This is a genomic window from Streptomyces sp. SID11385, assembly GCF_010548245.1.
Lineage (GTDB): Bacteria > Actinomycetota > Actinomycetes > Streptomycetales > Streptomycetaceae > Streptomyces.
In genome coordinates, this window is sequence record NZ_JAAGLR010000564.1 from 1 (window position 1) to 25,897 (window position 25,897).

Sequence of the window (25,897 nt, forward strand, 5' to 3'; positions counted from 1 at the left end):
CCCGCCGCGAGCGCCAGCCCGGTCACGGCGACGGGCCGCAATCCCACGCGGCGCGCGAGGCCGGTCGCGAGCGGCGCGGCGCCCCCGTACAGCACGGTCGTGAGCGCGAGCACCCCGCCGATCGCCGACCGCGAGAGCCCGTCGCGCGCGTGCAGGGGTTCGGTCAGGAGCCCGCCGGCGGTGAGGAAGGCGCCGGAGAGGAGAAGGACGCAGCAGGCGGCGGCGAGGTGGAGGGCGCGATGCGGAGCGGGCGTAGGGATCATGCTCCGACCGTGCCGCGGCCGGGACCGGGGCGGGAGGCCGCTCGTGGTCGCGGTGTGCGACGATCCGGCCATGGCCGCCCGCGTCGCGATACTCGTCAGGGACGGCGTGCTGCCGCTCGAACTCGGCCTCGTCCACCAGTTGTTCGGCGCGGCGAGGGACATCGCGGGGCGGCGCCTGTACGAGGTCATGACGTGCGCGCCGCGCGCGGGCCGCGTCCGTACGGACGCCGACTTCCCCGTGCACGCCCCGCACGGCCCGGCCGCGCTGGCCGGAGCGGACACGATCCTGGTCCCCGCCTCGCACGAGACGGACGAGTCACTGCGCGCCCCGGGCCGGACCCGCTGGGAGGCGGAGCTGCTGGCGGCGGCGGCGCGCGGCACCCGTATCGCCTCGATCTGCACCGGCGCGTTCGTCCTCGCCTCGCTCGGCCTCCTGGAGGGCCGGCGGGCGACGACGCACTGGAAGTCGGCGGCCCTGCTCGCCGCGTCCTTCCCGGGGGTACGGGTGGACGAGCGGGTCCTCTACGTGGACGAGGGCGCCGTCCTGACCTCGGCGGGCGAGGCCGCCGGCATCGACCTGTGCCTCCACATGATCCGCGCGGACCACGGCGCGACGGTCGCCGCCGACGTCGCCCGTACGACGGTGGTCCCGCCGCACCGCGAGGGCGGCCAGGCCCAGTACATCCCGGCCCCCGTCACCCCCACGACGGGACCGGCCACGGCGGCGGCCCGCGCCTGGGCCCTCACCCGCCTCGCCGAGCCGCCGAGCCTCGCGCGATGGGCCGCCCACGCGCACCTGAGCGTCCGCACCTTCACCCGCCGCTTCCGCGCCGAGACGGGCACGACGCCCGGCGCCTGGCTCCTCGCGGCCCGCCTCGACCGGGCCCGCGCACTCCTGGAACGCACCGACTGGACGATCGCGACGATCGCCACCCGCACGGGCTTCGGCACCCCCGCCAACCTGCGCGGCCACTTCCGCCGACGGCTGGGCGTGAGCCCGCACACGTACCGGGCCACGTTCCGCACCGAAGCACCTCGGCACGGTGGCCGGCTCGGCGCGAACCCGCGGACGTACCGGGCCACCTTCGGCACCGAAGCACCCCGGGACTAATCTCGAACACTGAACAAAGCCGACATCCGCCCCACCGACCCAGGAGGTCACCCGATGCCCACCCTCCCCTCCGCCCCCATAGCCGCCGCCGGCCTCCTCGGCGGCTACGCCACGGCCCGCTTCACCAAGAACCGCCGCCTCGGCGGCGCGGTCCTCGCCGCCGCCGCCACGGTCACCCACCTCCAGTGGCGCCGCACCACCACCCCCCGTACCGCCACCGCCCTCACCGCCACCTACCTCACCGCCTTCGGCGCCTCCCACCCCCTCGCCAAAAAACTCGGCGCCTGGCCCTCGGTAGCGGTCGTCACGGCGGGGGCGGCGGGGGCGGCGTGGGTGGTGTCGGACAGGAGGCGGAAGTAAGCGGACCGTTACGCGGGCCTGGCGCGGGGGCGGCCCTCCCGGGGAGAGAGGAGACTTCTCCTCGGAGGGCCGCCCCCTGGCTGGTCCGGCCGCCGCCCACGCTACTCAGGCGTCGGGGGGCTCCACGAAGAGCTGGGTCAGCTCGATGGTCTTACCGCCTGGCAGCTCGATCGTCGTGATGGTTCCCTTGGGGCTTTGGACGATCGCCGCCGCGCAGTGTTCGCCCTGCGGCAGCGTGATGCCGTACTCCACGGTGCCTCGCTTCGGCTTCCTGCTCCGGCCATGACCGGTGTCGGCCTGCATGGAATCTGACATTTCTCCCTTTCGGGGCTGTGTTTTCGCGTGCTTCGCGTGGGGGCGGCTCCGCGAGCGTCCCCGCGTACCTTTTGCCTGCTTCGTGTGGCGCCTCTCTGTACTCCTTCCGGTTTCCTGCGCGCCTGTTTTCAGGGTTTCCTTCGTGCCGCTGCGGTAAGGAGCAAGGTGAGGCTCTTGTCCGCGCTGGCTTGCTGGAGGGCCAGCGCGGCAGCCATCACGACCGGGGGCTCGTGCTGCCGCGCGAAGGTGGTGACGAGGGCGTCTGCCAAGGGCTCTTGATCCGCCGAGCGCAGAAGGCTTGTCGCCTCGCACAGCTCCACGGCCGTCATGCTCGCTGCGGTATCGAGTGCCAGGCTGAGCGCCGCCTCGGTATCGTGAGAGCCTGCTTCCCCCCTCTCCATCCGATCGAGCAGCCGGCGTGCGAACTGACCCGCTCGCCCCCCCGCCGCCGGCGCAGTTCTGGACGCCTCGCGGGCCTCCTTGCTGCTGGCCGCGGTGGGGGGAGCGGAGTTGCCTCCCTCCAGATTGTTGCCACGTTGCCGGTCGGCGTTGCCGCCCCTGACCGGCAACGTGGAGGATTCGTGGGTCGTGCCAGCGTGGCCGGAGGAATCCGTCGTGCCGAGCTGCGTGTCTTGCCGTTGTCCGGGCAAGTGTTCAGAGGGGGTCTGTTCCTGGCCCTCAGGGGACAGGCCGGCCCGCATCAGCTGTTCGCGCAAGTCCTTGTTCTCGGCGGCGAGGGTGTCGGCAGTGGCCCATGCCTCCTCGCATGACTCGCAGTTCCTGCTCTTTTCTGCCTTCTCGCGCATGTCGAGAAGCTCGTCGAGCGTCAAGGGGAGCGACTGTGGTGGACAGTTCCGCTTGGCCACCAGATAGAGGGCTTCGGCGAAGGCCTTCGGAGGTGTGCGGATGCCGTTCTTGTACCGGGAGTACTGGTCGGGCTGGATGCCTGGGTAGAACTCCTCTAGCGCGGCCATCACTTTGACTGCTGATCCCAGGCCCGAGATGTCATGGAGGCTCCGGAGCTGCCTCGCGAACTGCTCCGTGGCGGGCGTCCGTGGCTTGGCGCTCCGCTTGCCCTTGCCGCTCTTCTCCGGGCGGGCTTTCTCCTTCTCCGGGGATGGCTCGGGCAGGCGTGGCCGTGGCCCGGACGCCGCTTCCCTGGCCCCTGAGCTGTCCCGGCCGGGCGGAGTGGAGCGCTCCGCCCGGCGGCGGGAGCGCTCCAGTTTCTCGCCAGAAATGAGGCCGGTCCCAGGAGCAGATCTCGTCCCGGGAAGGGGGTGTGTGCGGGGAACGGCGGGACGAAGGCCCTCTGGGTCTGGCATGAAGCCTCACTGTTTCAAGGGGATCGGGGAGGCGAACCTCAAGGCAAGGTGCCGAGAAGCCTAGCGCGCTCTATGCGAGGGAACTCGTCCTTTCGTGCAAAGAAGTTGTTGCTCGTTAATGAGCAACTCCGTGCATGAAAAACGTAGTTGCGTTTGGGCGAGCAATGCCGGTCGAAGGTGGACGGGATGGGCGTCTCGGGTGCATGGTGTTGCTCTGCCCGCTGCGACCTGGGATGACAGGTGATCCGCGTGATCGCGTGACGGATCCTCTGTCGTTGCTCGTCGCTGGTGATTGTTGCCAGCGGGGGCTTGGAATGAGTTTCCGATGGGGGCCTCCCCTTATCTGGAAAGCCGCACTTTCGAGTCCATTCAGCCGCATGTCTGTACACAGGGGATTTTCCGTATCCAGCAGGCGGAAATCAGAAAGATCTGGAGGAAAAGAGCAGCATGACGATCGTCGCCGAGCAGTCCCGGGAGCTCCCGGACTGGCGTAACCCTGTGATCCCCGGAATGAACCGGCCCGGAGGGCGGGTGCGGGTCGCGCTGTGGCTGGTCTCGGTCGTGGGGGAGGGGAACCCCTTCACAAAGACCGAGCTGCGCACCGCCTTCCCGGACGAGTCCCAGATCGACCGGCGCCTGCGCGATCTGCGGGACTGGGGCTGGGTGATCCACAACAGCAGGGATGACGAGTCGCTGCGACCCGAGGAGCAGCGCCTGGTCAAGTGCGGGGTGCCGGTGTGGATGCCGCATCAGGAGCGCCCTCAGGAGGTGGGAGCGAAGAGTGCGCTCAACGCCGCTGAGCGCACGCGCATCCTCAGTGCGGACGACCACATGTGCCGGAGCTGCGGCATCGCGGCCGGCGAGGAGTACGAGGACGGGGTCGCCACCGCGAAGCTAGTCCTCTCCCGGCGCGACGTCGTGCACCGCGAGGGCCCGGTCACGACCACGCGGGTCACGCTGTGTGAACGGTGCGCGAAGGGCGGTCTGGCGCAGAAGGCAGACGTAGCCGGCTTCCTGTCGGCCGTGGATCAGCTTTCTCCCTTGGAGCGCCGCGCCTTCGCGCGCTGGGTGGAAGCCGGCAAGCGGGCACGGGGCGAGATGGAACGGCTGTGGGGCCGCTACGGGACTATGCCGGCCGACGCGCGCCAGGAGATTCTGCGCAGCCTGACGAGCGAGACCGAGTAGAGCCGGCGTTCCGGGTGGCGGCGTTGGCGGACGCCGCCACCCCCGAAGTCCCGCATCCCCATGACGTACACGAGACAGTGAGCAGAGAAGAATGACCGTGCACAACGCATCACAGCTCCCGCCGCGCGCCGAGGAGATCAGCCGGCTCATCAAGGAACGGCTGGACGACGTGCGCAGCACCGGTGGCACACGGGAGACCGTGACCCTTGAGTGGGGCAGTCAGCCCCTTCACGTCGAGGTCATCGATCTGCCCCTCACCGACGTGTACTACAACCCCGAGACCCACCGGATCAGGGCGCAGCGCGGTCACGATCCGGAACTGGACGCAGAGCTGGAGGCCGAACCGTACGGGGAGGCCGGGCAGCGGTACCTCGGTGAGCTGCTGCGGGCACTTCCCTCGGACCCGGGGAAGCCTGACCCGGCGTTCGAGACCCTGAAAAAGGATCTCGAAGAGTTCGGCCAGAACGACCCGGGACTCGTGACGCACCACGGCGTCCTCGTCAACGGCAATACCCGGGCTGCCGCACTGCGTGCGATCCGGGCGACGTCTATCCGGGTCGGAGTGCTGCCCGCCTCCTTCACGAGCCGCGACGTCAGCGCGGTCGAACTCGCCCTCCAGCTCCGCAAGGACAACAAGCGGGACTACTCGTACATCAACCGCCTCCTGGCCATGGAGGAGCAGGCCGCCCTGGGGCACACCCCGATGCAGATCGCCAAGGAATTCCGTGTCCAGGAGAAGACGTATCACCAGGAGCGGTGGATTCTCAGCACGATCCGGGAGCTGATCGACCGCAGCACCACACCCGAAGGCGCCAAGCTGCGGCTGGTCGACTTCGAGTTCGACCAGGAGAAGCTGAAGGAACTGGAGCGGCTTTACAAGAAGATCTCGTCGGCAGAGCCGGACGAAGCGGAACTGATCAAGGAAATGCGTCTGGCCGGCATCCTGCTGGACTTCTCCAAGACCGACGTGCGCCACATCGATCAGAACTTCGTCAAACAGCAGTACCTCGCGGAGACGCTGCCCCCCGCCCTGCGCGATCTGGCGGGGGGCAGCGCACCGGCCGAGGTCGCGATTCCTGGGCTCGGAATCAGCGTCTCCGCCGCGTCCAGCCGTGTCGCCGAGGCGCGCGCGCTCAACGACCGGATCATCCAGTCGCTGGCTGCCCGCAAGGGCACGGTCCAGGTCAGCGAGGAACGGAAGACCGAAGTCGAGGCGGTGCTCTCTGGTGCGAAGGCAGCCTTCGACACCGCCATCGACAGGGCCGGCCGCGACGCCCGTATCCGCAAGCGCAAGCAGCTCGCACCCGCCCGGCTCGCCGAGGCCAGCGCTTTCATCGACCAGACCACGGACGAGCTGGTGAAAGCGCGCACGAGTCACAGTCTCGACGAGGAGGCGTTCGACGATGCGCTCGTCCAGCTCCGCAGGTCCCTGACGAAGCTGGCCCGCCAGGCCGGTCGCGTGCCTGGAGAACCAGGCGACGGCGTCGCGTGGCTGCTCAGTGCCGTGACTGCTGAGGGCGGTCGTCCGTGACGGAGGACGCATCCCTGTACCTGGGCTTCGACCCGCAGCGGACGGGGGTGCTGCTGCGAGTGCCAGAGCAGCGCCAGCGCGATCTCGTGCAGCTCTCCGGCCTGTTCCCCACGGGCAGCCAGCAGGACCTCTTGACTGCGCGGGTGGAGCTGGATGATTTCCTCGGCCGCGTCCAGCACCTCGCCACGTGGCCCGATCCCGCCGGTGTGCGGTGGGCCGATGACCTCAAGGCCCTCTTCCTCGGCAACCACACGGACGCTCAGCGCGTGCGCGAGCGCCTCGGCGGCCAGGAGACTTCTGGCGGGACGACCGCTGACGACGTGCCCGCGGTGCTCGGGCCCGAGTGGGTCGCCGATGTCACGCCCTTCCAGCGGCGTGACATCGCCAAGCTGCTCTCCCTGCACCACGGCGCCAACTTCAGCGTGCCCGGCGCCGGCAAGACACGGGTAGGACTCGCTGTCTACGCGGCTCAGCGCGAGCGCAAGAAGGCGACACGTCTCCTGGTCGTGTGCCCCAAGTCGGCCTACGAGTCCTGGCGCTTCGAGACCGGCATCTGCTTCCGGCAGAGCCTGCGCGTGCACACTGTGGGCGAAGGGGCGATGGACCCCTGGGCCGAAGTCGTCCTGATCAATTACGAGCGTCTTGAGCGTTCGCTGCCTCTGCTCTCCGCCTGGCTGTCCGCCGAACCCTCGATGATCGTCCTCGACGAGGCGCACCGCATGAAACTGGGTGTACGGGGGACGTACGGCGCGGCCTGCATGGCGCTCGGCCCGCTCGCCCGCCACCGGCTCATCCTCACCGGGACCCCTGCCCCCAACGGCCGCCGCGACCTGGAGAACCTGATGGGCTTCGTGTGGCCGGGCCATGGCCAGCGTGCCGTGGAGGCCGCCGTGGCCGGCGGTGACCTTGCTCAGGCCAGCAAGGCGCTCCAGCCCCTCTTCACCCGTACGACGAAACGGGAACTCGGGCTGCCGCCCATGGACGTGCGGCTGCGCCTCGTGGACATGCCGACGCTGCACAAGGAGATCTACGAAGCGCTGCTCGACAACGGGACGGAGGCCAGAGAAGACCTGAGCGCCCTCGGCCGGACCGCACTGCGTCTGCTCATGGCCGCGACCAGCCCGGCCCTGCTCGTCGAGGGCAGCAGCAGATACGAGCCGCTCGCCTACCAGTTGCCCCCGCTGGAAGTCCCCCGGCACAGCTCTCTGTACGGACTCCTCCAGCAGCTGCCTGATTACGAGCTGTCGCCGAAGTACGCGGAGGCCGTGGCGATCGTCGCCGAGAACGCACGGCAAGGGAAGAAGACGCTGATCTGGACCACTTTCGTACGAAGCCTCACCACGCTTGAGCGCTTGCTCGCCAAGTTCGGGCCCGCCTCGGTCTACGGCGGCACCCCCGACCGGGAGGAGCAGTTGCGGAGGTTCCGGGAAGATCCCTCCTGCATGGTCCTGATCTCCAACCCGGCGACCCTCGGGGAAGGGATCAGCCTGCACCACACCGTGCACGACGCCGTCTACGTGGACAGGGACTTCATGGCTGGCCGCTTCTTGCAGAGCCTCGACCGCATCCACCGGCTGGGACTCGCGCCCGGCACGGAGACCTCCGTCACCGTGCTGGCCGCCCGGGGGACCGTGGACGAGGTCGTCGCCGCACGGCTCGACCAGAAGCTGGAGTTCATGGGCGCGATCCTCGATGACCCCGGAGTCCAGGAGCTGTCGGATCTGGAGGAGGAGCCTTCGGTCGCCGCCGGACTGGACTCGGCGGACATGGCGGCGCTGCTGAGCCACATGAGCAGGGGGTCAGGAACAGAGACCGTATGAGCGGTAGGCTGCGGTGTGGTCTGCCGTCTGAGGCTGGCCACGCCGCCTGAAGCTGGAGAATTCCTGTGCTGTCGTGATCACGTTGTGCAGTCGCCCCTTCAGGCGGCTGCACTGTGCCCCCGACGAGGAGTTCAGCCATGGCTGGCGGTTATCCGCGCCCGCAGTTCGAGAAGCCGCTCACTTCCGTGGAGATCTGTGCGGGCGCGGGCGGGCAGGCGCTGGGGCTTCACAACGCGGGTTTCGAGCACGAGGCCCTCGTCGAATGGGACACGAACGCGGTCGAGACGCTCAGGACGAACTCCGTCAAGACCTTCGGGTGGTCGCCGGAGAAGGCTGAACGGCTACGCGCCATGGATGTGCGTGATTTCAGGGACGAAGACGAGTTCAAATCCCTGAAAAAGGCGGCTGACGCGGGACAGTGCATCGATCTCTTCGCCGGGGGCGTTCCCTGTCCGCCCTTCTCTCTGGCGGGCCGCCAGCTGGGTCCAGACGACGAGCGTGACCTCTTTCCCGACGCCCTGGAACTGATCGGCCTGCTCAAGCCGAAGGCCGTCATGCTGGAGAACGTGCGCGGCATCCTTGAGCCGCCGGAAGTCTTCATCGAGTACCGGCGGGAAATCATCGAGAAGCTGAAAGGCCACGGATACAGCGTTCCGGAGGTCCCTGCCGAAGCTTCCGCCCGGATGCAGTCCAGAGCGATGCACCCGGTATGGCGCCGCCTGGACGCCAATAAGTTCGGCGTGCCCCAGCTCCGGCCCCGGGCGATTCTCGTCGCCTTCAGGGAAGACATCGCTCACTGCGGCGATTTCCGCTGGCCGGTGCAGTCGGCAGAGGAGGCGGAGAGCGTCTTCGATGTGCTGCGCGAGGAAATGCGGGAGCGCTACGAGCCCTACTGGAACAAGCGCCCTCTGGGCCCGGGAAGCCTCACCGGAAAGCAGGCGTTCGAAAGGTGGGAGACGGCGGCGAGTGCGGCTGACGCGCGCAAGCTCAAAGTCGCCCCCACCCTCGTCGGAGGGTCACGCAAGCACGGGGGCGCCGACCTCGGCCCTACCCGCGCGAAGAGGGCCTGGCAGGTCTGGGGGGTCAACGGCGAAGGACTGGCCAACGACCCGGCCGCGTGCGACCCCGAGCGGGACCTCTTCCGCGACAACGGCCCCATGCTGACCGTGCAGCAAGCCGCGGCGATCCAGGGGTTCCCCGCGCACTGGACTTTCGAAGGCAAGAAGACCACCCGGTACCGGCAGGTCGGCAATGCCTTCCCGCCGCCCGTCGCGGAAGCGGTCGGCCGCGCGATCGCCGCGATCCTGCGGCCAGGTGAGGCCGCGGCGGAACTGCTCAGGCCCTACGAGATGGACGGGGCTGTCGCGCTTCGCGCGCGGGCGGAGGAAACCCTCCAGGTGACCAAGGACCCCGACGCTCAGGAATCACTTCTCAACGCCGCGGCGGGCAACGACCGTCGCCGCGATCCGGTCAGCGCACTCTTCTGAGGTCTCGTGCTCCCAGAACCGGAGCACGAGCCACCCCGCTTCACGAAGTCTCTGGTCGGTGTCACGGTCGCGCGTCACATTGCGCACGACCTTCTCCGACCAGTAGCCCGCGTTCTTCTTGGGAGCCTGGTAGTGCTCGGGGCAGCCGTGCCAGTAACAGCCGTCGATGAAGACCGCGACCCGCGCCGGCCGGAAGACGAGATCAGCGGTACGTCGCAGCTCAGGCAGCGGGCGGGCGCAGACCCGGTAGCGAAGACCCCGGGCATGGACCAGCCGCCGGATCAGGAACTCGGGCTTCGTGTCGCGGCTGCGGATGGCCTGCATATTGCGGCGACGGCCGGGAGACGAGGCCCACGAGCCGGCTGGCCGGTCTGGCCAGCTCTCGTCGCTCTCTTCCGCCCTCGCTTCTCCTGGCATGGCTTCGAGGCTAACGCCCCTCACCCCACCCCATGACACCCCTCGTACCCCGCCCCCGACCCGCACCAGCACTCCGCTCCCGGGTGGGGCGGCCAAGTGGTGGCGAGGGCTCGGGTGGCGAGGGTGGTGGTGTAGAGGGGGAGGAGGGTGGGGGTGGTGGGGTGGGTGGACTCGGCGGCGGCGAAGGCCTCGTAGGAGGGGACCGTGGCGCGGACGATGCCGAGGTTGGGGATGCCGGAGGCGGCGAGGTCGCGGAGGGCTGATTCGATCGCCGCCGTGTGGGCCTCGTAGGAGGGGTACTCCGTGGCGAGGGCCGGGTAGGAGGTCAGGAGTTCGGTCAGTTCCGGCTCCGGCCAGTGCAGGACCGCCACCGGGAAGGGGCGGGACAGGGCCGCGCGGTACGTGGCGAGTTCGGCGTGCAGGCGGGTGATCTCGGCGCGGAGTTCCTCGGGGCTGTCGGAGCCCAGGACCCACGTGCGCTTCGGGTCGTGCAGCTCGTCCAGCGGTACCGACGCCGGGTTCAGCGCGTCCGCCATCGTGTCCCACGCGTCGTGCTCCACGCCGAGCAGGCGGCGGACGCGGTGCCTGCCGATGAGGAGCGGGCGCGCCTCGTACGGCGGCGGGGCCGAGCCGTCGAGCAGGAGCGCCACCGCCTCCTCGTACGTGGCGTGCGCCTCCTCCAGCTCGTCGTGCGCCTCCAGCGCCTGCGCCACCACGATCCACGGGGCCGGCGTGCGCGGGGCCGCGGCCCGTACGCCCGAGACGATCGCCTGGGCCTCCGCCTCGTGCCCGTACTCCCACAGGTTCGCCGCCTTCAGCGCGCGGATCAGCGCCGGGTCCTGGGGCGCACCCGCGAGCAGACCGTCGTACAAGGTGCTCGCGCGGGTGCGGTCGTCCGCCAGCTCGAAGTGGGCCGCCGCGCGCAGGAGCAGCGGCTCGGCGTCCTCCGGGTGGCGCTCGGCCAGTCGTTCCAGGCGCTGGGCCTGCTCCAGGTGGGCTTCGCGGTCGCTCTCGCCCTGTCGCGCCGCCGGTACGGGGGCGACGGGCGGGGCCTGGGGGGTCTCGGCGGGGGTTTCGGGGCGCATGGCCACACGGTAGCGCCGGGCACGCCCCGAACGGAGTACCAACCGGCCGGGAACCTTTTCGCGACCCCGCTCGTCTGGAGGGGTGCCAGGCAACGTCGGACCGGGGAAAGGGGGGACGGAATGCCGCGTCTGCTCGCGCTCGTCCTGCTCGTCCTCGCCGGTTCCCTCGGCGCGGAGCCCGGCCTGCTGCCCGCCGCCGTCGCCGTCACCGCGGCGGCCCTCGCCGTCTGCCTGCTGAGCACCGCGCTCGGCGTCCCGCTCGTCGCGCCCACCGCGATACGCACCACGATCCGCGACCGCGCCCGCCGCACCGCCTTCCTTCCTCAACGGGACCCCGACGCCTCCGGACGACCACGTCCCCGGGCACCCGGCCGCCGCCTCACCGCGCCGGCCGGCTGACCCGGGCCCCGGGGCCCCCAGGGCCCACATCCCACCCGCTTCCGTACGGAGACCGCCGTACGGGGCGTCCGTGCGGCGATCCGCCGTACGGAGGTCCGCCGCGCCGCCGCACAGGTCCGCTCATTTCCCCTGTGAGGCCCCGGAGGACCCATGTCCCTGCCCGAGTTCCACCCGTCCGGCTCCGGCTTCTTCGGCCTGTGCGCCGGCGTCGTCGACTATCTCGCCGACCTGCTCCAGCCCCTCGCGGGCACGGCCGCGACCGCCGCCGCGATCGTCGTCCTCACCGCCTGCGTACGGCTCCTGCTGCTGCCGCTCTCGCGCACCGCCGCGCGCGGCCAGCGCGAGCGCGCCGAGCTGGCGCCCGAGATCGCCGCGCTGCGCCGCACCCACGCCAAGGACCCCGAGCGCATGCAGCGCGCGCTCATGGAGCTGCACCGCGAACACGGCGTCTCACCGCTCGGCGGCTGCCTGCCGATGCTGTGCCAGCTGCCGTTCTTCTTCGTGCTCTACCACGTCTTCTCCAGCTCCCGCATCGGAGGCGAGCCCAACCACCTGCTCCCGCACCGCCTCTTCGCCGCCCCGCTCGGCGACCACTGGGGCGACGCGCTCGCGCACGGCGGGCCCTTCGGCGCGCGCGGGCTCGTGTACGTGGCGCTCTTCGTGCTCGTCGCCGCCGTCGCCACCTTCAGCAGCCGCCGCAACAAGCGGCAGCTCGCCGGCGCCGGCTCGCCCCTCGCGGCGGCCGACGGCCAGCAGGTGCCCGGCATCGGCGCGCTCACGCGGTTCATGCCGTACATGGCCTACTTCACGCTGGTCAGCGTCGCCGTCGTCCCGCTCGCCGGGGCGCTCTACATCGTCACGAGCACGACGTGGAGCGCCGTGGAGCGGGCGGTGCTGTACCGGGAGCGGAAGCCGGCCACGACGGAGCGGGACGGGAAGACGGTGACCGCCTGAGCGAGGGCGGGAGCGGGGCACGTCGTGGAACCCCGTACGTGCCCCGTACCCGTCGCCCCTACCGCCCCGCCACGTACTCCTCCAGCGCCGCCACCACCAGCGCGTGGTCCTCCACCTGGGGCAGGCCCGAGACGCCGATCGTGCCCACCGGGCCCGAGACGCCGCGGACCAGGATCGGGAGGACCCCGCCGTGGGCCGCGTAGCGGGACGGGTCGAGGCGGGAGGCGTCCTCGAAGGTCGTGCCCTTGGCGCGGAAGCGGGTGCCGACGAGCAGGGAGCTCTCGCCGTACCGCTCGACCACCCGCCGCTTGCGCGCGAGCCAGTCGTCGTTGTCCGCCGTCGAGCCGGGCAGCGCCGCGTGGAAGACCTGCTGGAGGCCGCGCCGCAGGTCGATCGCGACCGGCGCGCCGCTCTCGCGCGCGCGGCGGACGAGGACGCTGCCCAGCTCCCACGCGTCGTCGTGCGTGTACGTGGGCAGTTCGAGGCGGTTCTGCTGCGCGAGGAGATCCGCGATCTCCTCGGCCGTGGCGGGCAGGGCGCTCATCGGGCCACCTCCACGGTGACGCCCTCGGCCGCCGAGCGGCGCGCCGCCTCGATGACGTCGAGCGCCGCGGCGGCCTGCCGGGCCGTGACCGGGTTCGGCGCGCCCTCGCGCAGGGCCGCCGCGATCGCCGCGTAGTACGCCGGGTAGTCGCCCGGCTCGGTCGGTACGGGCTCGCCGCCGCCGGTCAGCGGGGACTCGCCCGCGCCGAGCCTGCCGAACAGCTCGGCCGGCTCCGTACCCCAGGGCTGCTCGCCGCCCGGGCGCTCGCCGGCGCGCAGCGCGGCCTCCTGCGGGTCGAGCCCGTACTTCACGTACCCGGCGCGCGAGCCGAGGACCCGGAAACGCGGCCCGAGCTGCGCCGTCGTCGCCGAGACCCACAGGTGGGAGCGGGTGCCGGAGGCGTGCGTGAGCGCGAGGAAGGTGTCGTCGTCGGCCGCCGCGCCCGGGCGCCGCACGTCCGACTCGGCGTACACGCGCGTCACGGGGCCGAAGAGGGTGAGCGCCTGGTCGACCACGTGGCTGCCGAGGTCGTAGAGGAGACCGCCGAACTCGGCCGGGTCGCCCGACTCGCGCCAGCCGCCCTTGAGCTGCGGGCGCCAGCGCTCGAAGCGCGACTCGAAGCGGTACACGTCGCCGAGCGCGCCCGTGTCCACGAGCTTGGCCAGGGTGCGGAAGTCGTTGTCCCAGCGGCGGTTCTGGAAGACGGAGAGCAGCAGTTCGCGCCGCTCGGCGAGGGCCGCCAGCTCGCGCGCCTCGGCCGCCGTGCCCGCCACCGGCTTGTCGACGACGACGGGGAGCCCGGCTTCGAGCGCGGCGCGCGCGAGCGGGACGTGCGTCTTGTTGGGCGAGGCGATGACGACGAGCCCGTACTCGCTCGCACGGGAGAGGACGTCCTCGGGCGTGTCCGCGAACCGCACCCCGGCGAACTCGGCCCGCGCCTGCGCGCGGCGGTCCTCGTTACGGGTGACGATCGTGTCGAGACGCAGCCCCGGGGTCGCGTCGACGAGGGGGGCGTGGAAGACGGAACCCGCGAGGCCGTAGCCGATCAGGGCGACGGGGAGGGGTGCGCTGGGGGAAGAGGTCGGGCCACTCATACGGGTCACTTTCGCAACAGTGTTGAATAAGTGCAAGCACGCATCGGCACGACACAGGAGGCAAAGGGTGAGCGGCGTGGCCGAGGGACCGCGACAGGCGGGCGGGCGGGGCGGCGTCCGGCTCGCGGACCTGCGCGGGCACAACACCGCGCTCGTGCTCGACCTCGTGCGCGGCGCCGGGCGGGACGGGATCAGCCGCCCGGAGCTGGCGAGCCGCACCGGGCTCACCGTGCAGGCCGTCAGCAAGATCACCGGGCGGCTGCGGGACGGTGGCCTGCTCGCCGCCGCCGGGCGGCAGGAGTCGACGGGCGGCAAACCGGCCACGGCGCTGCGCCTCGTGGGCGGGGCGGTGCAGGCGCTGGGGGTGCACCTCGACCGGGATGGCGTGCTGGTCGTACGGGCCGATCTGACGGGCCGCGTCCTCGCGCGGCGGCGCGTGCCGCTCGACCTCGGGCGGGGGGCGGGGGAACTGCTCGACGCGGTCGCGGGGGCGATGGCGGAGGTGGGGGACGGGAGAGGGGCCGGGGACGACGGCGCCCCGCTCCTGCTCGGTGCCGGGCTCGCCGCGCCCGGTCCGCTCGATCACCGTACGGGGGTGCTGCACAAGGTCAGCGGCTTCCCCGGGCTCGACGGCCTGCCGCTCGCCGCCGCGCTCACGGAGCGGCTCGGGCTGCCCGTCGTGCTCGACAAGGACACCAACGCGGCGGCGCTCGGCCGGGCGCTCGCAGGCGAGGCGCGCGCCTTCGCCTACCTCCACCTCGGTACGGGGCTCGGCGCGGGGCTCGTCCTCGACGGGCGCCTGTACCGGGGGCCGCGCACGGGCGCGGGGGAGCTGGGGCACCAGGTCGTACGGCTCGACGGGCCCCGTTGCGTGTGCGGGAACCGCGGCTGCGTCGAGGCGCTGTGCCTCGCGGCGCTGGCGGTGGGGGACACGGCGGAGGCCGCGCGGGTGCTCGGCACGGCGGCGGCGAACCTGGCGGGGCTGCTCGATGTCGAGCTGATCCTGCTCGGCGGCCACCGGATCGCGGCGGCGCCCGAGGCGTTCGTACGGGGCGTGACGGCGGCGCTCGACGCGCGCGCGAGCCGTACCGGGACGGAGCCGGTGCGGGTGCGGGTGGCGGAGGGGGCGGCGGAAGGGGTGAGTGCGGCGGCGGGGGGTGGTGACCGCGCGGTCGCGGAGGGGGCGGCCCAGCTCGTTCTGGCGCCGCTGTTCGGGCGGCTGCCGGCTGAGGAGTGAGGGTGGGGGTGACGGGGCGGGGTCAGGGGCGTGGCGGGGGCGGGCGCGACAGGGCGGGAGGGCCTTGTCGGCGCCGGGGCGGGGTCGGGGCGCGGTCGCCGGGGCGGCCAGGTTTGGTCGTACCTGGTCGGGAAACGGGCGAGAAGCGCCGCATAAGATGGCCGCACCGGTCCCGTCCGCCCCCGCAGCCGCCAGGAGTACCGCCCATGCCAGAGCGCAAGCACATCGAGTCGTGGCTCACCGACATGGACGGTGTGCTGATGCACGAGGGCGTACCGGTGCCGGGCGCGGACGCGTTCCTCCGCAAGCTCCGCGACTCGGGACGGCCTTTCCTCGTCCTCACCAACAACTCGATGCACACCGCGCGCGATCTGCACGTGCGGCTCAAGCGCATCGACCTGGAGGTCCCGGTCGAGAACATCTGGACCTCGGCGCTGGCGACGGCGAAGTTCCTCGACACGCAGCACCCCGGCGGCACCGCGTACGTCATCGGCGAGGCCGGGCTCACGACCGCCATGCACGAGGCGGGGTACGTACTCACCGACGCGGACCCCGATTTCGTGGTGCTCGGCGAGACCCGTACGTACTCCTTCGAGGCGCTCACCCGGGCGATCCGCCTGATCAACAACGGGGCGCGCTTCATCGCGACCAACCCCGACAACACGGGGCCCTCGCCGCAGGGCGCGCTGCCCGCGACGGGCTCGGTGGCCGCGCTCATCACGAAGGCGACGGGCAAGGAGCCCTACTTCATCGGCAAGCCGAACCCGCTCATGATGCGCACGGGCCTCAACGCGATCGGCGCGCACTCGGAGTCCTCGGCGATGATCGGCGACCGGATGGACACGGACGTCCTCGCGGGCCTGGAGGCGGGGATGGAGACCTTCCTCGTCCTCACCGGGCTCACGACGGTCCCGGACATCGACAAGTACCCGTTCCGGCCGACCGAAGTGGTGGACTCGATCGCGGACTTGGTGGACCGCGTCTGAGCGGTGGCGCCGCCGGGCCGCTCAACGGGGCCGGTACGGGGCGGCGTTGGCCTTCGCGCGTCGACGCCCGCGAGGCCTGACGTTGGCCTTCTCGCGTCGACGCCCGCGCCGCGCCGGGTCGGCCTTCCCGCTTCGATCCCCGCGCCGCGTCTGCCGCGACAGCGCGTGCCCGCACTCCCCTTGGGGTGTGCGGGCACGGGTGAGTCCGGGCGTGTGTCAGCCGTTGATCTGGTCGTTGGCCTCGGCGGCGCTGTTGGTCTCCTTGCGCGCCCGCTCCAGCGAGTCGACGAACTTGCTGAGCGTCGGCCGGAGTTCTTCCCAGTCGTCGCGGAAACGGTCCGCGCGCGGGCCCTTCCAGTAGGACGGGCTGGTCTTGGTGGCGTTGTTCAGCGCGGTGATCAATTCGTGCAGGTTCGTGTGCTGGTGCCCGAACGTCTTCGAGAGCGTCCGCAGTTGCGAAGTATCGGCGCCCTTCATGCCATCGCCGGCCATGAGAAGCCTCCCCGTGTTCCGATGGGCGGCCTTTCCGCCCGCCGCGACGACACTAACGCAAGCCGCGTCGGCGGGGCACGGCGAATGCCCCAAGCTGCTTGCTGTCGTGGCCATTTGCTCCTTAGCGTGAGGGCGGCGAGGTGTTCTCGCACGGCTTCGAGCAGGAGGAACGACGTGGGGAATCCCCCTGAACAGCCCAAGGTGGACAATCCGATGAAGCAGCGCCTGGAGACGCTGAAACGCAATGTCCAGCAAGAGGTGGGAAAGATGGAGAAACACCTCAAGAAGGCGTCCCAGGACGTCGGTGAAGGAACCAAGGACAAGTCCTGGGTCGGCAAGACCGCCGACGACTGGCATACGGACATCGAGGGAAATCGCGGCCGCATGCTGGGCGAACTCAAGAAACTCGTCCCCGCGATTCAGCGCAAGATCGACAGCATGCCGGACAAAGTACCGCTCAACGAGGCCAAGTTGATGCGGATGGACATGCGGTGAATCGTCGGTGCGCCGCCACCTTGGAGCGGTTCCCGCTGCCTGGGCGGCGTGCCGCCCACCGCTCCCGCCGCGTCTGCCGCGTCGCCGAACGGGCCGGCGCTGTGACCTCACCGGGTGGTCGATATCGTCGGCCGAGGCGCGTGGGCGCGTGCGCGGTATCCGCCGGGAGCACGTGGGGTAACGCGTCTGTCCGACGAGGGACTTCGGGGGAGTCATGCGGATGAATCGTCACCGCGTCAAGGTCAAGGTCGAGGTCATGGTTCTGGCCGGGTCACTCTGTCTGCTCGCCGCCGCGTGCGGAGGCGACGGCGACGAGGACTCCAAGGCATCCCCGGAAGCCGAGTGGTCCGATCACGTGTCCCTCGATGTGAGCACGGGAAATCTCGTACCGGGAAAGTCCACGGCGCTCCAGGTCGCGACCGGGAACAGCAGCAGGTCCATCACGCGCGTCCCACTCGAACTCAGCTTCAGAACGGTGGGGTTGGCGCTGCCCCGAGAAAGCGCGCTCAAGGTCGAGTACCGCGACGCCGACGACGCGCCGTGGAAGCGGCTCGCGCTCTCCGTCCGGAGCGGCGCTCTGCGGGGCAGCGTTCCTGTGAACGTGCCCCACGGCACCGTGCGGCGCTTCTGGCGGATCACCCCCGGTTTCGAACCCGACGGCATTCTCCAGACCTTGAAGGTGAGCGGAAGTCTGGGCGGGAGGGGGCAGGTGGTCCATTCCGTGTGGGAGCAGCCCCTGCCCGCGGCCACCGTCCTCCCCGGCCGCGAGGGGGGCGAGTCCGCCCCGCTCTCCGGCTCCGCCTGGACCGAGTACACCTTCCGGGTCCGCAATCTGTTGCCGGGCACGCTCCAGGGTGCTCAGGTGAGGGCGGAACTCGCCTGCGTCGGGAAGGACCAGAACGACGAGAAGCCGTGCGAGACGGCGGAAGGGGTGCCCGGCTTCGAGGCGCAGTACTTCGACGGTGACGGATGGAAGTCGCTCGCCGCAGAGGGGAGTTCGTCCGCGTCCCCGGACGCGCGACCCGGGAACGATGTCCTCCTGCGCGAAGCCGCGACGATCCCCGCCAAGGGGGAGAAGCGGTACCGCTTCCGGCTCAAGGCCACATCCTCGCTGGGGGAACGGTTCGACCACGCCGAACTGGGACTGTGGATGGTCTACCCGAAGGCGAAGAAGGGGCAGAACGGCATGCTGGGCTACGCGTCCATGACGAGCAGTTTCGGCACGGACTAGAACGCGGGCGGATACGTACGCGGGGGTACTGTCGGGGGCGCGTGCCGCCCGGGACGGACACGGGACGGCGCGGCGGGACAACGTACGTGCACAGCAGCCGACTTCGGGAGAGACGATGAGCCAGCGCCACATCCGGTCCCTGCTCGCCGCAGGGGCGGCGCTCGTGGTGGTCACCGCCTGTGGGAGTGACGGGGGCGACAGCAAGCCCCGGCCCAGTGCTTCCGTGCCGGAGGTGGCGCGCTACTTCCAGATGAGCGTCGCGCCGCAGGACATTCCGCCGGGAAAGCCGGCCCACCTGCCGTTCCGGTTCAAGAACGACGGCGACGTACCCTTCGACGCCCGTTTCGAATTCCGGGTCACGCCGCTCCATCAGCCCGCGCTGAAGACGGACCAGTGGGAGCTCGGCGTGACCGACGACCCCGTCAAGGCGTCCGGGACACCGGTCGAGCTCGCGAAGGGGCCCGGCACCGGAGGGCTGAGCGGGACCACTTCCCTGAAAGTGCCCCAGGGCAATTCGACGCGCTACCTCACGTTGAGCAGCGACCGGCACGTCGAGCAGGCGGGGGAAGGCGTGCGCGTGAACGTGCGCGCCACCGTCGACGGCAAGGTCGTGGGGAACGTCACGCAGGACATCGACTTCCTGACCGTCTCCGCGGACACGACCGAGCGGAACAAGCCCCTCGAAAAGGCCGGTGCCTGGACGGAGTTCACCTATTCCCTGAAGAACCTCACGCGTACGGAACTGGCCGGCCTCCAAGGGGACCTGGCGCTCGGCTGCGTCAGCGGGAGCGGCGGTCCTCTCGCCGACCAGGTCTCCTGCGTGTCCCAGGGGGACCGCGAACAGCCCCCGTTCACCGCCGTGGAATGGCGCGCGGACGGGGACTGGAAGCCGGTCCCGGGCATGGGCGGAGGAAACGAGAAGGAGAACGCTCCCGAAGTGGCGGGCACATTTGGCGAATTCGGGCTTTCCGCTCAGGGCAGCCAGGAACTCCGGATACGCGTCAAGCCTTCCGCGGCCATGGAACGCGAGGACAAGACGGGGCGGCTCCTGCTCACCCTGGCGCACCGGGACAAGGGCAAGACGCGGCAGTACGCCGAAGTGCGGCAGGAGTTCCCGCTGTCGTAGGGCGAGCAGGCGGGCGGGCGAACAGGTACGCAGGCACACAGGTACGCGGGCGGGCCCGGGCCTCCCCCGGGTCCCTCGCCTGCTGCCCCGCCGTCAGACCCCCTCACTCACCCTTGCCCTGCGTCCCCCAGTCCCGCACGTTCCTGCGCGCCTCCAGGTCGCCCCAGATGTTGTTGATCACCGCGGGCTGCTCCAGCCATTCGCCGTAGGCGGTCCGCTGGGACGGGGTCATCTTCTCGACCGGCTTGACCGAACCGTCCTTGTTGAGGAAGTTGTCCGCCTCCGAGTGGATCTTCGGGGCGGCCGACTCGGTCTTCGGGTCGCCGAGCACGTTGTGGCCGTCCGCCGAGAGCTCGACGGGCCGGTACGTGACGTCCGGGTAGGCGACCTTGTCGTACCCGTGCTTCATACCCCGGTCGGCGATGTCGCGGTAGGTGGCCTGCCAGGAGGTGTCCGCCACCTGGGCCTTCATCTTCTTGTAGTCGGTCATCATGTCCTTCGGAACGTCCTTCTCACTCACGTGGAAGGCGTCCTTCAGGAGACCGGTAGCGGTGTCCGTGGCCAGGCCGTAGATCGCCCCGACCCCGGCGCCCTTCATCCCGGCCACCCCGGCCCCGCCCAGACCGCCGGCCGCGACTCCGGTCACCTGATCGATGACGCCGTCGCGGAAGGCGTTGGTGTCGGCGATCCACTGGTCGATGTCGTCCTTGTGGGACTTCTCGGCCTTGTTCATGGCGTCCGCGTAGAAGCCGTCGAGGAAGCCCTGTTTCGCGCTGAGCCAGCGCGTCATGTCCTCCGAGCCCTTCCCCGGCCTGATCGACTCGATCTGCTCGCCGATGCGTGCCTGCTGCACCGCGAAGAGCGAGGAGATCGTCCCCGCGCCCTGCGCGTCCTTCGCGGCCTCGACCATCATGTCGGACCACAGGTCCGGGCTCACCTCGACGCCGGAGAGCCCCAGGTCCTGCGACTTGAGGAACTTCGCGTAGTCCCACTTGTCGCCCTTCCAGAACTGGTCGGCGACGGGCGAGGCGATGCTGTTGGACATGCTCTGGAAGTTGGCCGTGATGATGCTCGTGAAGAGGGCGCTCGTGCCGTCGATCGGGGCGACGCCCTTCATGTCGCCCTTGGCATGCAGGTGGTTGGCGACGAGCAGGTGGGCGACGTTCTTCTCGGCGAGACGCGGGTTCGTCTCGTGCAGCTTCACGGCCCCCGCGTTCAGGACGCCGAGGAAGGCCTCGCCCCGCTCCTTCGGCTGGTCGACGCGCCACGGCCCGGCGGGGTAGAGGGCCTTCTCGACGAAGTCGAAGTTGTGGTCGGTCCATTCGCCGGCGGCCTCGTCGTTCTTCGCGATCGCCGCGAAGAGCTGGGTGTACCCGTCCTTGCCCCACTCGCCCGCGCTCATCCCCGAGTTCTTCTCCATCCACTCGGTCTCGGCGGCGTTCTTGCTGTTCTTGCTGTCGAAGACGCGGTCCCCGAGCGCGACGAGGAAGTCCTTGTCCTGCTTGCCGCCGGGAAGCAGGGGGGTGAGGAGGTCGGGGCGGAAGAGGTCGCGGCCGTCCTTCATACCGTCGAACCAGTCGTTCCACGCCTTCTGCTTCTGCTTCGCCGTCTTGCCCTCGAAGGCGACCTGCGTGTACGTGCCGAACGTGTCGGCCAAGACCTTGCGGTCCTCCTCGCGCTGCTTCGGGTGGTCCTTGTAGCGCTCGTTCATGTGGTCGCCCATGCTGAGCGACAGCATGGAGAGGGCCTGCGGGCCGAGGGCGTCGTAGAAGCCCTTGAGGTAGTCGGCGTCGGCCGAGTTCGCGGTCAGGGTCGCGAAGACCTCGGGCGAGATGTCGCCCTTCTCGATCTGTTCCTTCCACTTCTCGCCGGCCTTTTTGCCGTCCGCCGTCGCCTGCTTCGCCGCGCCGACCTTCGCCTCGTCGATCTGCACGTATCCCTTGACGCTGTACTTCGTGTGCTCGGCGATCGAGAGGTGCAGGCGGCGCCGCAGCCCCGGCAGCTGGTTCTCGGCCCAGCCCGCGATGGTACCGAGCCGCACGAGCGGCTCGGTGTCGATGCCGTACTGCCCGAAGCTCGACTTGATCCACGTGACGGAGCCGCGCAGCTCCTTCTGGTCGGAGTCGAGCGAGGCGATGGTCTTCGCCAGCTTGTCCGGGTTGATGCCGGAGAAACCCATGGTGAACTGCCCCCGTTGTACGTCCGCTCGTGGGCGCGGGCCCCGCGCGGGGCGCCGCACCGCTGCCTTGACCGGGCCAGTATCGCCCACCCCACGAGCCGGGCAACCCGAGCGATAAGGCGAACCACGCCTCGGTGCGGACGCGTTGGGGATATCTCGGCCCCCGCCCCCTACCCTTCGTCCGGCAACACCGCCTGTGCCGGGCTCAGTTCGCCGCCCAGGACGAAGAAGCCGCGGCCCGTGGGGCCGCCGCCGCTGCCCGAGGGGAGGCGGACGCCGAAGACCTCGCCGTCCTGCGCGCCCGAGGGGGAGAGGATGAGGCCGTTGCGGCTGCGCCTGGCCTGCACGACGAAGCCACGGTACTGCGAGGACAGCGTGTCGGCCGCGCCCGCCGCGATGACGCCGATGCCGCCGTCCATGCCGTCCTTGACCAGCTCCTCCAGCGCCTCGTCGAGCGGTGTGTCGTAGAGGAGTTCGGCGTCGTCGGCCAGGATCGCGTACGCGCCGCCCGCGCTCTCCACGTGCCCCTTCAGCTCCGTCTCCGACGCCGATCCGTCGAGCACCGCGAGCACCCCGTCCCGCCCCTCCAGCGCGCGCAGCGGCGAGCGGCGCGGCGTGACGACGATCAGCTCGGTGCCCTGCCGCAGCAGCGCGTGGGCAGCTGTCAGCAGGGTGCTGGACCGGCCCGAGCGCGGCGGTCCGGTGATCACGAAACCGGGCCCGTTGGCGTCCAAGTCCACGCCCATCGGCGCCAACTCGTCCCCGCCCACGGCGAAGAGCGCCCACAGCGGCGAGGGCGGCGTGAAGTCCGGTACGAGGTCCATCGCCGCGCCCGCCGCGATGCGCGAGGGCAGGACGTCCACGCGCAGCGGGCGCGGCGCGTGCCGCCGCGCGGGTGCGACGGCACGCGCGAGCCGCTGCAACTCCGCGACCTGCGCCTGCCCCGTGCGGTCCGCCGCGAGCAGCGCGACCTGCGACTCGCGCACACCCTCGTCCGTCGCGAGGAGGATGCGCCCCGGCTGCATCTCGCCGGGCACGTCCCTGGCGCGGATGCCGACGAGCCCGTAGTCCCCGGTGTCGGCGAGCCGCAGCACGAGCCGCTGCCCGAAGATGGAGGACACGTCGCCCGTCAGGCCCGTCCGGTCGGTCGTGAGGACGACCTTGATGCCGAGCGCGGGGCCCTCCCTGAACAGCCGCCGCGCCGCCTCGACGAGCCGCCCGTAGTCGTAGTTCTCGAAGGCCGTGCGGAACGCGTCCCAGCCGTCCACCAGGACGAGCATGACCGGCAGCCGCTCGCCCTCGGGGGCCACCGCCCGCTGCTCCGCCGCGCTCGACTGCCCGTGCTCGGCGAGCAGCGTCTGCCGCCGCCCCAGCTCCGCGAGCAGCCGCCCGAGCAGCCGGTCCACGCGTCCCGTCTCGTCCCGCGTGACGACCGCGCCGCAGTGCGGCAGCGCGGCGAGCGGCAGCAGCGCGTTGGCGCCGCAGTCGATCCCGTACACGTGCACGTCCTCGGGCGAGCAGGTACGGGCGAGGGAGCCGGCGAGCGTGCGGAGCACCGTCGAGCGGCCCGAGCGCGGGCCGCCCGCGACCATGACCTGCTCGCCGTCCAGGAGGTCGAGCGCGAGGACCTCGCGGGCCTGCCGGGCGGGCAGGTCCGTGATGCCGAACGGAACCGGCGGCAACTCGCCCGGACCGAGCGCGGGTTGGCCCGACTCCGGCAGTTCCGCGAGCGTGACCTGGTCCGGGATCGGCTCCAGCCACGGCTTGCGCGGCTCGGGGCAGCCCAGGAGCCGCGCGCCCTCCGCGATCGCGTCCACGAGCACCGCGAGATCGGTGACCATGGTGCCGTCGTCGGCGTCGCCGCCCCCGCCCCCCGGCAGCGCCCGCCCGTAGTCCGACCAGTCGAGCAGCCGCACCGCGACCTCGGCGGCGGCGCCGCGGTCACCCGGCCTGCGGCCCCCGATCCGCGCCGACTGCACCCCCGTGAGCGACTGCGAGCCCGAGCGGACATAGCAACGGCCGGGCGTGGACTTGGAGATGAGCGCCGACTCGGGCGCCTCGATGACGTCCCGGGATTCCTCGGCGTTCGTCACGCGCAGCGCGATCCGCAGGTTCGTGTTGGCGCGGATGTCCTGGCTCACGACACCGGCCGGGCGCTGCGTGGCGAGCACCAGGTGCACCCCGAGCGAACGACCGCGCCGCGCGATGTCGACCAAGCCCTCGACGAAGTCGGGGAGTTCCGCGACGAGTGAGGCGAACTCGTCGATGACCAGCATGAGTCGCGGCATCGGCTCCAGGCCAGGCCGCAACCGCCGTGCGTCGTTGTAGTCCTCGATGTCCTTCGTCGCGGCGGCGAAGAGGATCTCCTCGCGGTGCCGCAGCTCGGCCGCGAGCGAGTCGAGCGCGCGCTCGGTCAGGTGCGCGTCCAGGTCGCTCACCATGCCGACCGTGTGCGGCAGGCGCGCGCAGTCCTGGAAGGCGCTGCCGCCTTTGTAGTCGATGAGGACGAAATTGAGGCTGTCCGGCGTGTTGTTGAGCGCGAGCGAGGTGATCAGCGTCTGCAACAGCTCCGACTTGCCCGCGCCCGTCGTGCCCGCGATGAGCGCGTGCGGGCCGTCGCGCCGGATGTCGAGCACGAAGGGCCCGTCGGCGCCGACCCCGATGACGGCGGAGGTCGTGGACCCGCCGCGCCGCCACAGCGCGGCCACGTCCCGCCCCTGCGGGTCCGGGAGTCCGACGAGGTCGAGGAGGCGCGCCGCCGTGGGCAGTGCCGCGTCCGCGTCGTCGCGGCTGATGTCCCGTACGGGCGCGAGCGCACGCGCGACCCGCGCGCACCACGCCGTGCTCACCTGGTCGGCAAGGACCTCGCCCGCCGACTCGTACCCGTACCCCAACAGCCGTACAAACGCGGAGGGTTCGGCGGGCCAGCACACCGCCGTGCGGCACTCCTCGGGCAGCACCCGCTGGTCCTCGTCCACGCAGATCGCGTAGATGCCGACCGCGGGTCCCTCCTGGAGCAGCCGCGGCACCCCGGGGACGCGGCGCAGCAGCCGGGCGCCGTCCAGGACGAGCAGGATGTGCGACTCGGGGCGCAGTGCGGCCTGCGCGACGGAGTTGCGCGCGGCCTCCTGCCTGCGCTCCAGTTCGGCCGTCACCTCGGCGACCCTGCGGCCCACCGTCTCGCCGTCCGTGCCGAGCAGCGCGACACAGCCCTGGCCCTGGCGCGGCGCCGCGTGCGGCAGCCAGTGCGCCCACTCCCAGCGCTCGGCCGCGTCCTTCGCCGAGGAGAGCACGATGAGCGAGAGGTCGCGCGGGGAGTGCAGGATCGCGGCCTGCGCGGCGAGCCAGCGCGCCGAGGCCACCGCGCGCTCGCGGTCGCCCGCGACCCCGATGACACCCAGCTCGGTGAGCGGCAGCGTCAGCGGCACGCTCGCCACGACGGGCGGCTCGGGCTGCCGGTCGCTGCTCGCGTACCCGCCCTGGACGAGGTCGATCTCGGCGGGCAGGTCGGCGAGCCCGACGCGCAGGTGCAGCGCGTCCACGTCCGTGATCCGCCGCTCCCACAGCCGACCGCGCGGCCCCGTCGCGAAGAGCAGGGCCTGCGCCGGGTCGGGGAAGCCGGCACGGCGCCGGGCCTGGTCGCGCGCGCTCAGCTCGGCGAGCTTCTCCTCGTGCGCGGCGAGCGCCTCGCGATACTCCTTCATCTCCGTGCGGCGCCGCTTCTTGCCGTGCCGCCGGTCGCTCCACCACTGCCCGAACATCATCAGCGGGGACATGAGGCAGAACAGCAGCATGTAGGGCGACTTCATCATGAAGTACATGCCGAGGCCGAAGAAGAACGGCAGGATCATGGACAGGACTTGGAGCCGCTGCCCCTCGCTCTTGCCGGGCTCCTGGGGGATGTCGAGCCGGGGCCTGGCACGCGGTGAGATCAGGCGCGGCGGGCGGTTGTAGGCGAGCCCGCCCTCGCCGGTCGGCGTCAAGTGCGCGTCGGGCAGGCCGGGTTCGGTGAGCGCGAACACCGAGTCCCCGCAGGAGAGCAGGGCTTCGGGCGGCCAGGGGGTCTCCTCGTCGACCTCCTCGCCGTCGAGCGTGAGCGTCACACCGGGGGCCGGTGCGACGGTGACGGCGCCCACGTGGTCGACGGTGAGGCGCGCGGCGAGCGCGGGCAGGGCAGGCTCCTCCACCCGTACGGTCGCCGCCGGGCCCGAGCCGAGCGTGCTCGCGCCGAGCGAGACCCGCGCCACGCGCCCCGCGGCCGGGC

Annotated in this window: 22 protein-coding genes and 1 pseudogene; 13 read left to right on the forward strand and 10 right to left on the reverse strand. The window is 71.2% G+C overall.

Going from position 1 to position 25,897, the window contains the following annotated elements; genetic code table 11:
• Positions 1-263, reverse strand: a pseudogene (locus tag G3I42_RS16940) (MFS transporter); the annotation flags it as partial.
• A gap of 70 nt (positions 264-333) precedes the next feature.
• Here G3I42_RS16940 and G3I42_RS16945 point away from each other — a divergent pair.
• Together G3I42_RS16945 and G3I42_RS16950 are read left to right on the forward strand one after the other, a co-directional pair.
• Positions 334-1,374, forward strand: a complete 1,041-nt coding sequence (locus G3I42_RS16945) for a helix-turn-helix domain-containing protein (protein ID WP_239096506.1) — start codon at positions 334-336, stop codon at positions 1,372-1,374.
• A gap of 54 nt (positions 1,375-1,428) precedes the next feature.
• Entirely contained in the window at positions 1,429-1,734 is a 306-nt protein-coding gene (locus tag G3I42_RS16950) for a hypothetical protein (RefSeq protein ID WP_164286853.1), read from the forward strand.
• A gap of 105 nt (positions 1,735-1,839) precedes the next feature.
• On the opposite strand, the gene G3I42_RS16955 is transcribed toward G3I42_RS16950, so the two are convergent.
• Both G3I42_RS16955 and G3I42_RS16960 read right to left on the reverse strand, forming a co-directional pair.
• A complete protein-coding gene (locus G3I42_RS16955) occupies positions 1,840-2,049 on the reverse strand; it encodes a hypothetical protein (RefSeq protein WP_164286855.1) in 210 nt (69 codons plus the stop codon).
• Between the two features lie 128 nt (positions 2,050-2,177).
• Complete coding sequence (locus G3I42_RS16960) at positions 2,178-3,023, reverse strand: hypothetical protein (protein WP_164286857.1); 846 nt, start codon at positions 3,021-3,023, stop codon at positions 2,178-2,180.
• Positions 3,024-3,818: 795 nt separating this feature from the next.
• Here G3I42_RS16960 and G3I42_RS16965 point away from each other — a divergent pair.
• The 4 genes from G3I42_RS16965 to G3I42_RS16980 all read left to right on the forward strand — a co-directional run bounded on the left by G3I42_RS16965 (position 3,819) and on the right by G3I42_RS16980 (position 9,394).
• On the forward strand, positions 3,819-4,556 hold the full coding sequence (locus tag G3I42_RS16965; RefSeq protein WP_164286859.1) for a hypothetical protein: 738 nt from the start codon (positions 3,819-3,821) through the stop codon (positions 4,554-4,556).
• A gap of 91 nt (positions 4,557-4,647) precedes the next feature.
• Positions 4,648-6,087, forward strand: a complete 1,440-nt coding sequence (locus tag G3I42_RS16970) for a hypothetical protein (RefSeq protein WP_164286861.1) — start codon at positions 4,648-4,650, stop codon at positions 6,085-6,087.
• Complete coding sequence (locus G3I42_RS16975) at positions 6,084-7,907, forward strand: DEAD/DEAH box helicase (RefSeq protein WP_164286863.1); 1,824 nt, start codon at positions 6,084-6,086, stop codon at positions 7,905-7,907. The genes G3I42_RS16970 and G3I42_RS16975 overlap by 4 nt, the downstream gene beginning before the upstream one ends.
• Positions 7,908-8,044: 137 nt before the next feature.
• Complete coding sequence (locus tag G3I42_RS16980; RefSeq protein WP_164286865.1) at positions 8,045-9,394, forward strand: DNA cytosine methyltransferase; 1,350 nt, start codon at positions 8,045-8,047, stop codon at positions 9,392-9,394.
• Here G3I42_RS16980 and G3I42_RS16985 read toward each other — a convergent pair.
• Positions 9,332-9,811: a very short patch repair endonuclease gene (locus G3I42_RS16985; protein WP_164286867.1), complete on the reverse strand. Its 480-nt coding sequence runs from the start codon at positions 9,809-9,811 to the stop codon at positions 9,332-9,334. The two genes, G3I42_RS16980 and G3I42_RS16985, sit on opposite strands and share 63 nt — an antisense overlap.
• 20 nt (positions 9,812-9,831) lie before the next feature.
• Entirely contained in the window at positions 9,832-10,896 is a 1,065-nt protein-coding gene (locus G3I42_RS16990) for a hypothetical protein (protein ID WP_164286869.1), read from the reverse strand.
• Between the two features lie 120 nt (positions 10,897-11,016).
• Here G3I42_RS16990 and G3I42_RS16995 point away from each other — a divergent pair, with 120 nt between their 5' ends.
• Positions 11,017-11,295 carry a DUF6412 domain-containing protein gene (locus G3I42_RS16995; protein WP_164286870.1) on the forward strand — a complete coding sequence of 93 codons (279 nt, stop codon included), beginning with the start codon at positions 11,017-11,019 and terminating at the stop codon, positions 11,293-11,295.
• 150 nt (positions 11,296-11,445) lie between these two features.
• Positions 11,446-12,249 (forward strand): YidC/Oxa1 family membrane protein insertase, encoded by an 804-nt coding sequence (locus G3I42_RS17000; protein WP_164286872.1) that lies wholly within the window; start codon positions 11,446-11,448, stop codon positions 12,247-12,249.
• Between the two features lie 58 nt (positions 12,250-12,307).
• Here the strand turns inward: G3I42_RS17000 and G3I42_RS17005 are convergent, their stop codons facing one another.
• Positions 12,308-12,793: a heme-degrading domain-containing protein gene (locus G3I42_RS17005; RefSeq protein WP_164286874.1), complete on the reverse strand. Its 486-nt coding sequence runs from the start codon at positions 12,791-12,793 to the stop codon at positions 12,308-12,310.
• Positions 12,790-13,887 carry a Gfo/Idh/MocA family oxidoreductase gene (locus G3I42_RS17010; RefSeq protein WP_164286876.1) on the reverse strand — a complete coding sequence of 366 codons (1,098 nt, stop codon included), beginning with the start codon at positions 13,885-13,887 and terminating at the stop codon, positions 12,790-12,792. The genes G3I42_RS17005 and G3I42_RS17010 overlap by 4 nt, the downstream gene beginning before the upstream one ends.
• A 76-nt stretch (positions 13,888-13,963) precedes the next feature.
• Here G3I42_RS17010 and G3I42_RS17015 point away from each other — a divergent pair, with 76 nt between their 5' ends.
• Positions 13,964-15,124 (forward strand): ROK family transcriptional regulator, encoded by a 1,161-nt coding sequence (locus tag G3I42_RS17015; RefSeq protein ID WP_343244567.1) that lies wholly within the window; start codon positions 13,964-13,966, stop codon positions 15,122-15,124.
• Positions 15,125-15,330: 206 nt separating this feature from the next.
• Complete coding sequence (locus G3I42_RS17020) at positions 15,331-16,110, forward strand: HAD-IIA family hydrolase (protein ID WP_164286880.1); 780 nt, start codon at positions 15,331-15,333, stop codon at positions 16,108-16,110.
• Positions 16,111-16,326: 216 nt separating this feature from the next.
• On the opposite strand, the gene G3I42_RS17025 is transcribed toward G3I42_RS17020, so the two are convergent.
• A complete protein-coding gene (locus tag G3I42_RS17025) occupies positions 16,327-16,602 on the reverse strand; it encodes a WXG100 family type VII secretion target (protein WP_008745915.1) in 276 nt (91 codons plus the stop codon).
• 213 nt (positions 16,603-16,815) lie between these two features.
• Here G3I42_RS17025 and G3I42_RS17030 point away from each other — a divergent pair, with 213 nt between their 5' ends.
• The 3 genes from G3I42_RS17030 (at position 16,816) to G3I42_RS17040 (ending at position 19,454) form a co-directional block, all read left to right on the forward strand.
• Positions 16,816-17,097 carry a hypothetical protein gene (locus G3I42_RS17030; protein WP_239096507.1) on the forward strand — a complete coding sequence of 94 codons (282 nt, stop codon included), beginning with the start codon at positions 16,816-16,818 and terminating at the stop codon, positions 17,095-17,097.
• A gap of 220 nt (positions 17,098-17,317) precedes the next feature.
• Positions 17,318-18,328 (forward strand): hypothetical protein, encoded by a 1,011-nt coding sequence (locus G3I42_RS17035; protein ID WP_239096508.1) that lies wholly within the window; start codon positions 17,318-17,320, stop codon positions 18,326-18,328.
• A gap of 115 nt (positions 18,329-18,443) precedes the next feature.
• On the forward strand, positions 18,444-19,454 hold the full coding sequence (locus G3I42_RS17040; protein ID WP_164286882.1) for a hypothetical protein: 1,011 nt from the start codon (positions 18,444-18,446) through the stop codon (positions 19,452-19,454).
• Positions 19,455-19,557: 103 nt separating this feature from the next.
• Here the strand turns inward: G3I42_RS17040 and G3I42_RS17045 are convergent, their stop codons facing one another.
• Together G3I42_RS17045 and G3I42_RS17050 are read right to left on the reverse strand one after the other, a co-directional pair.
• On the reverse strand, positions 19,558-21,633 hold the full coding sequence (locus tag G3I42_RS17045; RefSeq protein ID WP_164286884.1) for a hypothetical protein: 2,076 nt from the start codon (positions 21,631-21,633) through the stop codon (positions 19,558-19,560).
• Positions 21,634-21,803: 170 nt separating this feature from the next.
• Positions 21,804-25,897, reverse strand: a 4,094-nt coding sequence (locus tag G3I42_RS17050; RefSeq protein WP_164286886.1) for an FtsK/SpoIIIE domain-containing protein, incomplete at its 5' end; no start/stop codon positions are given.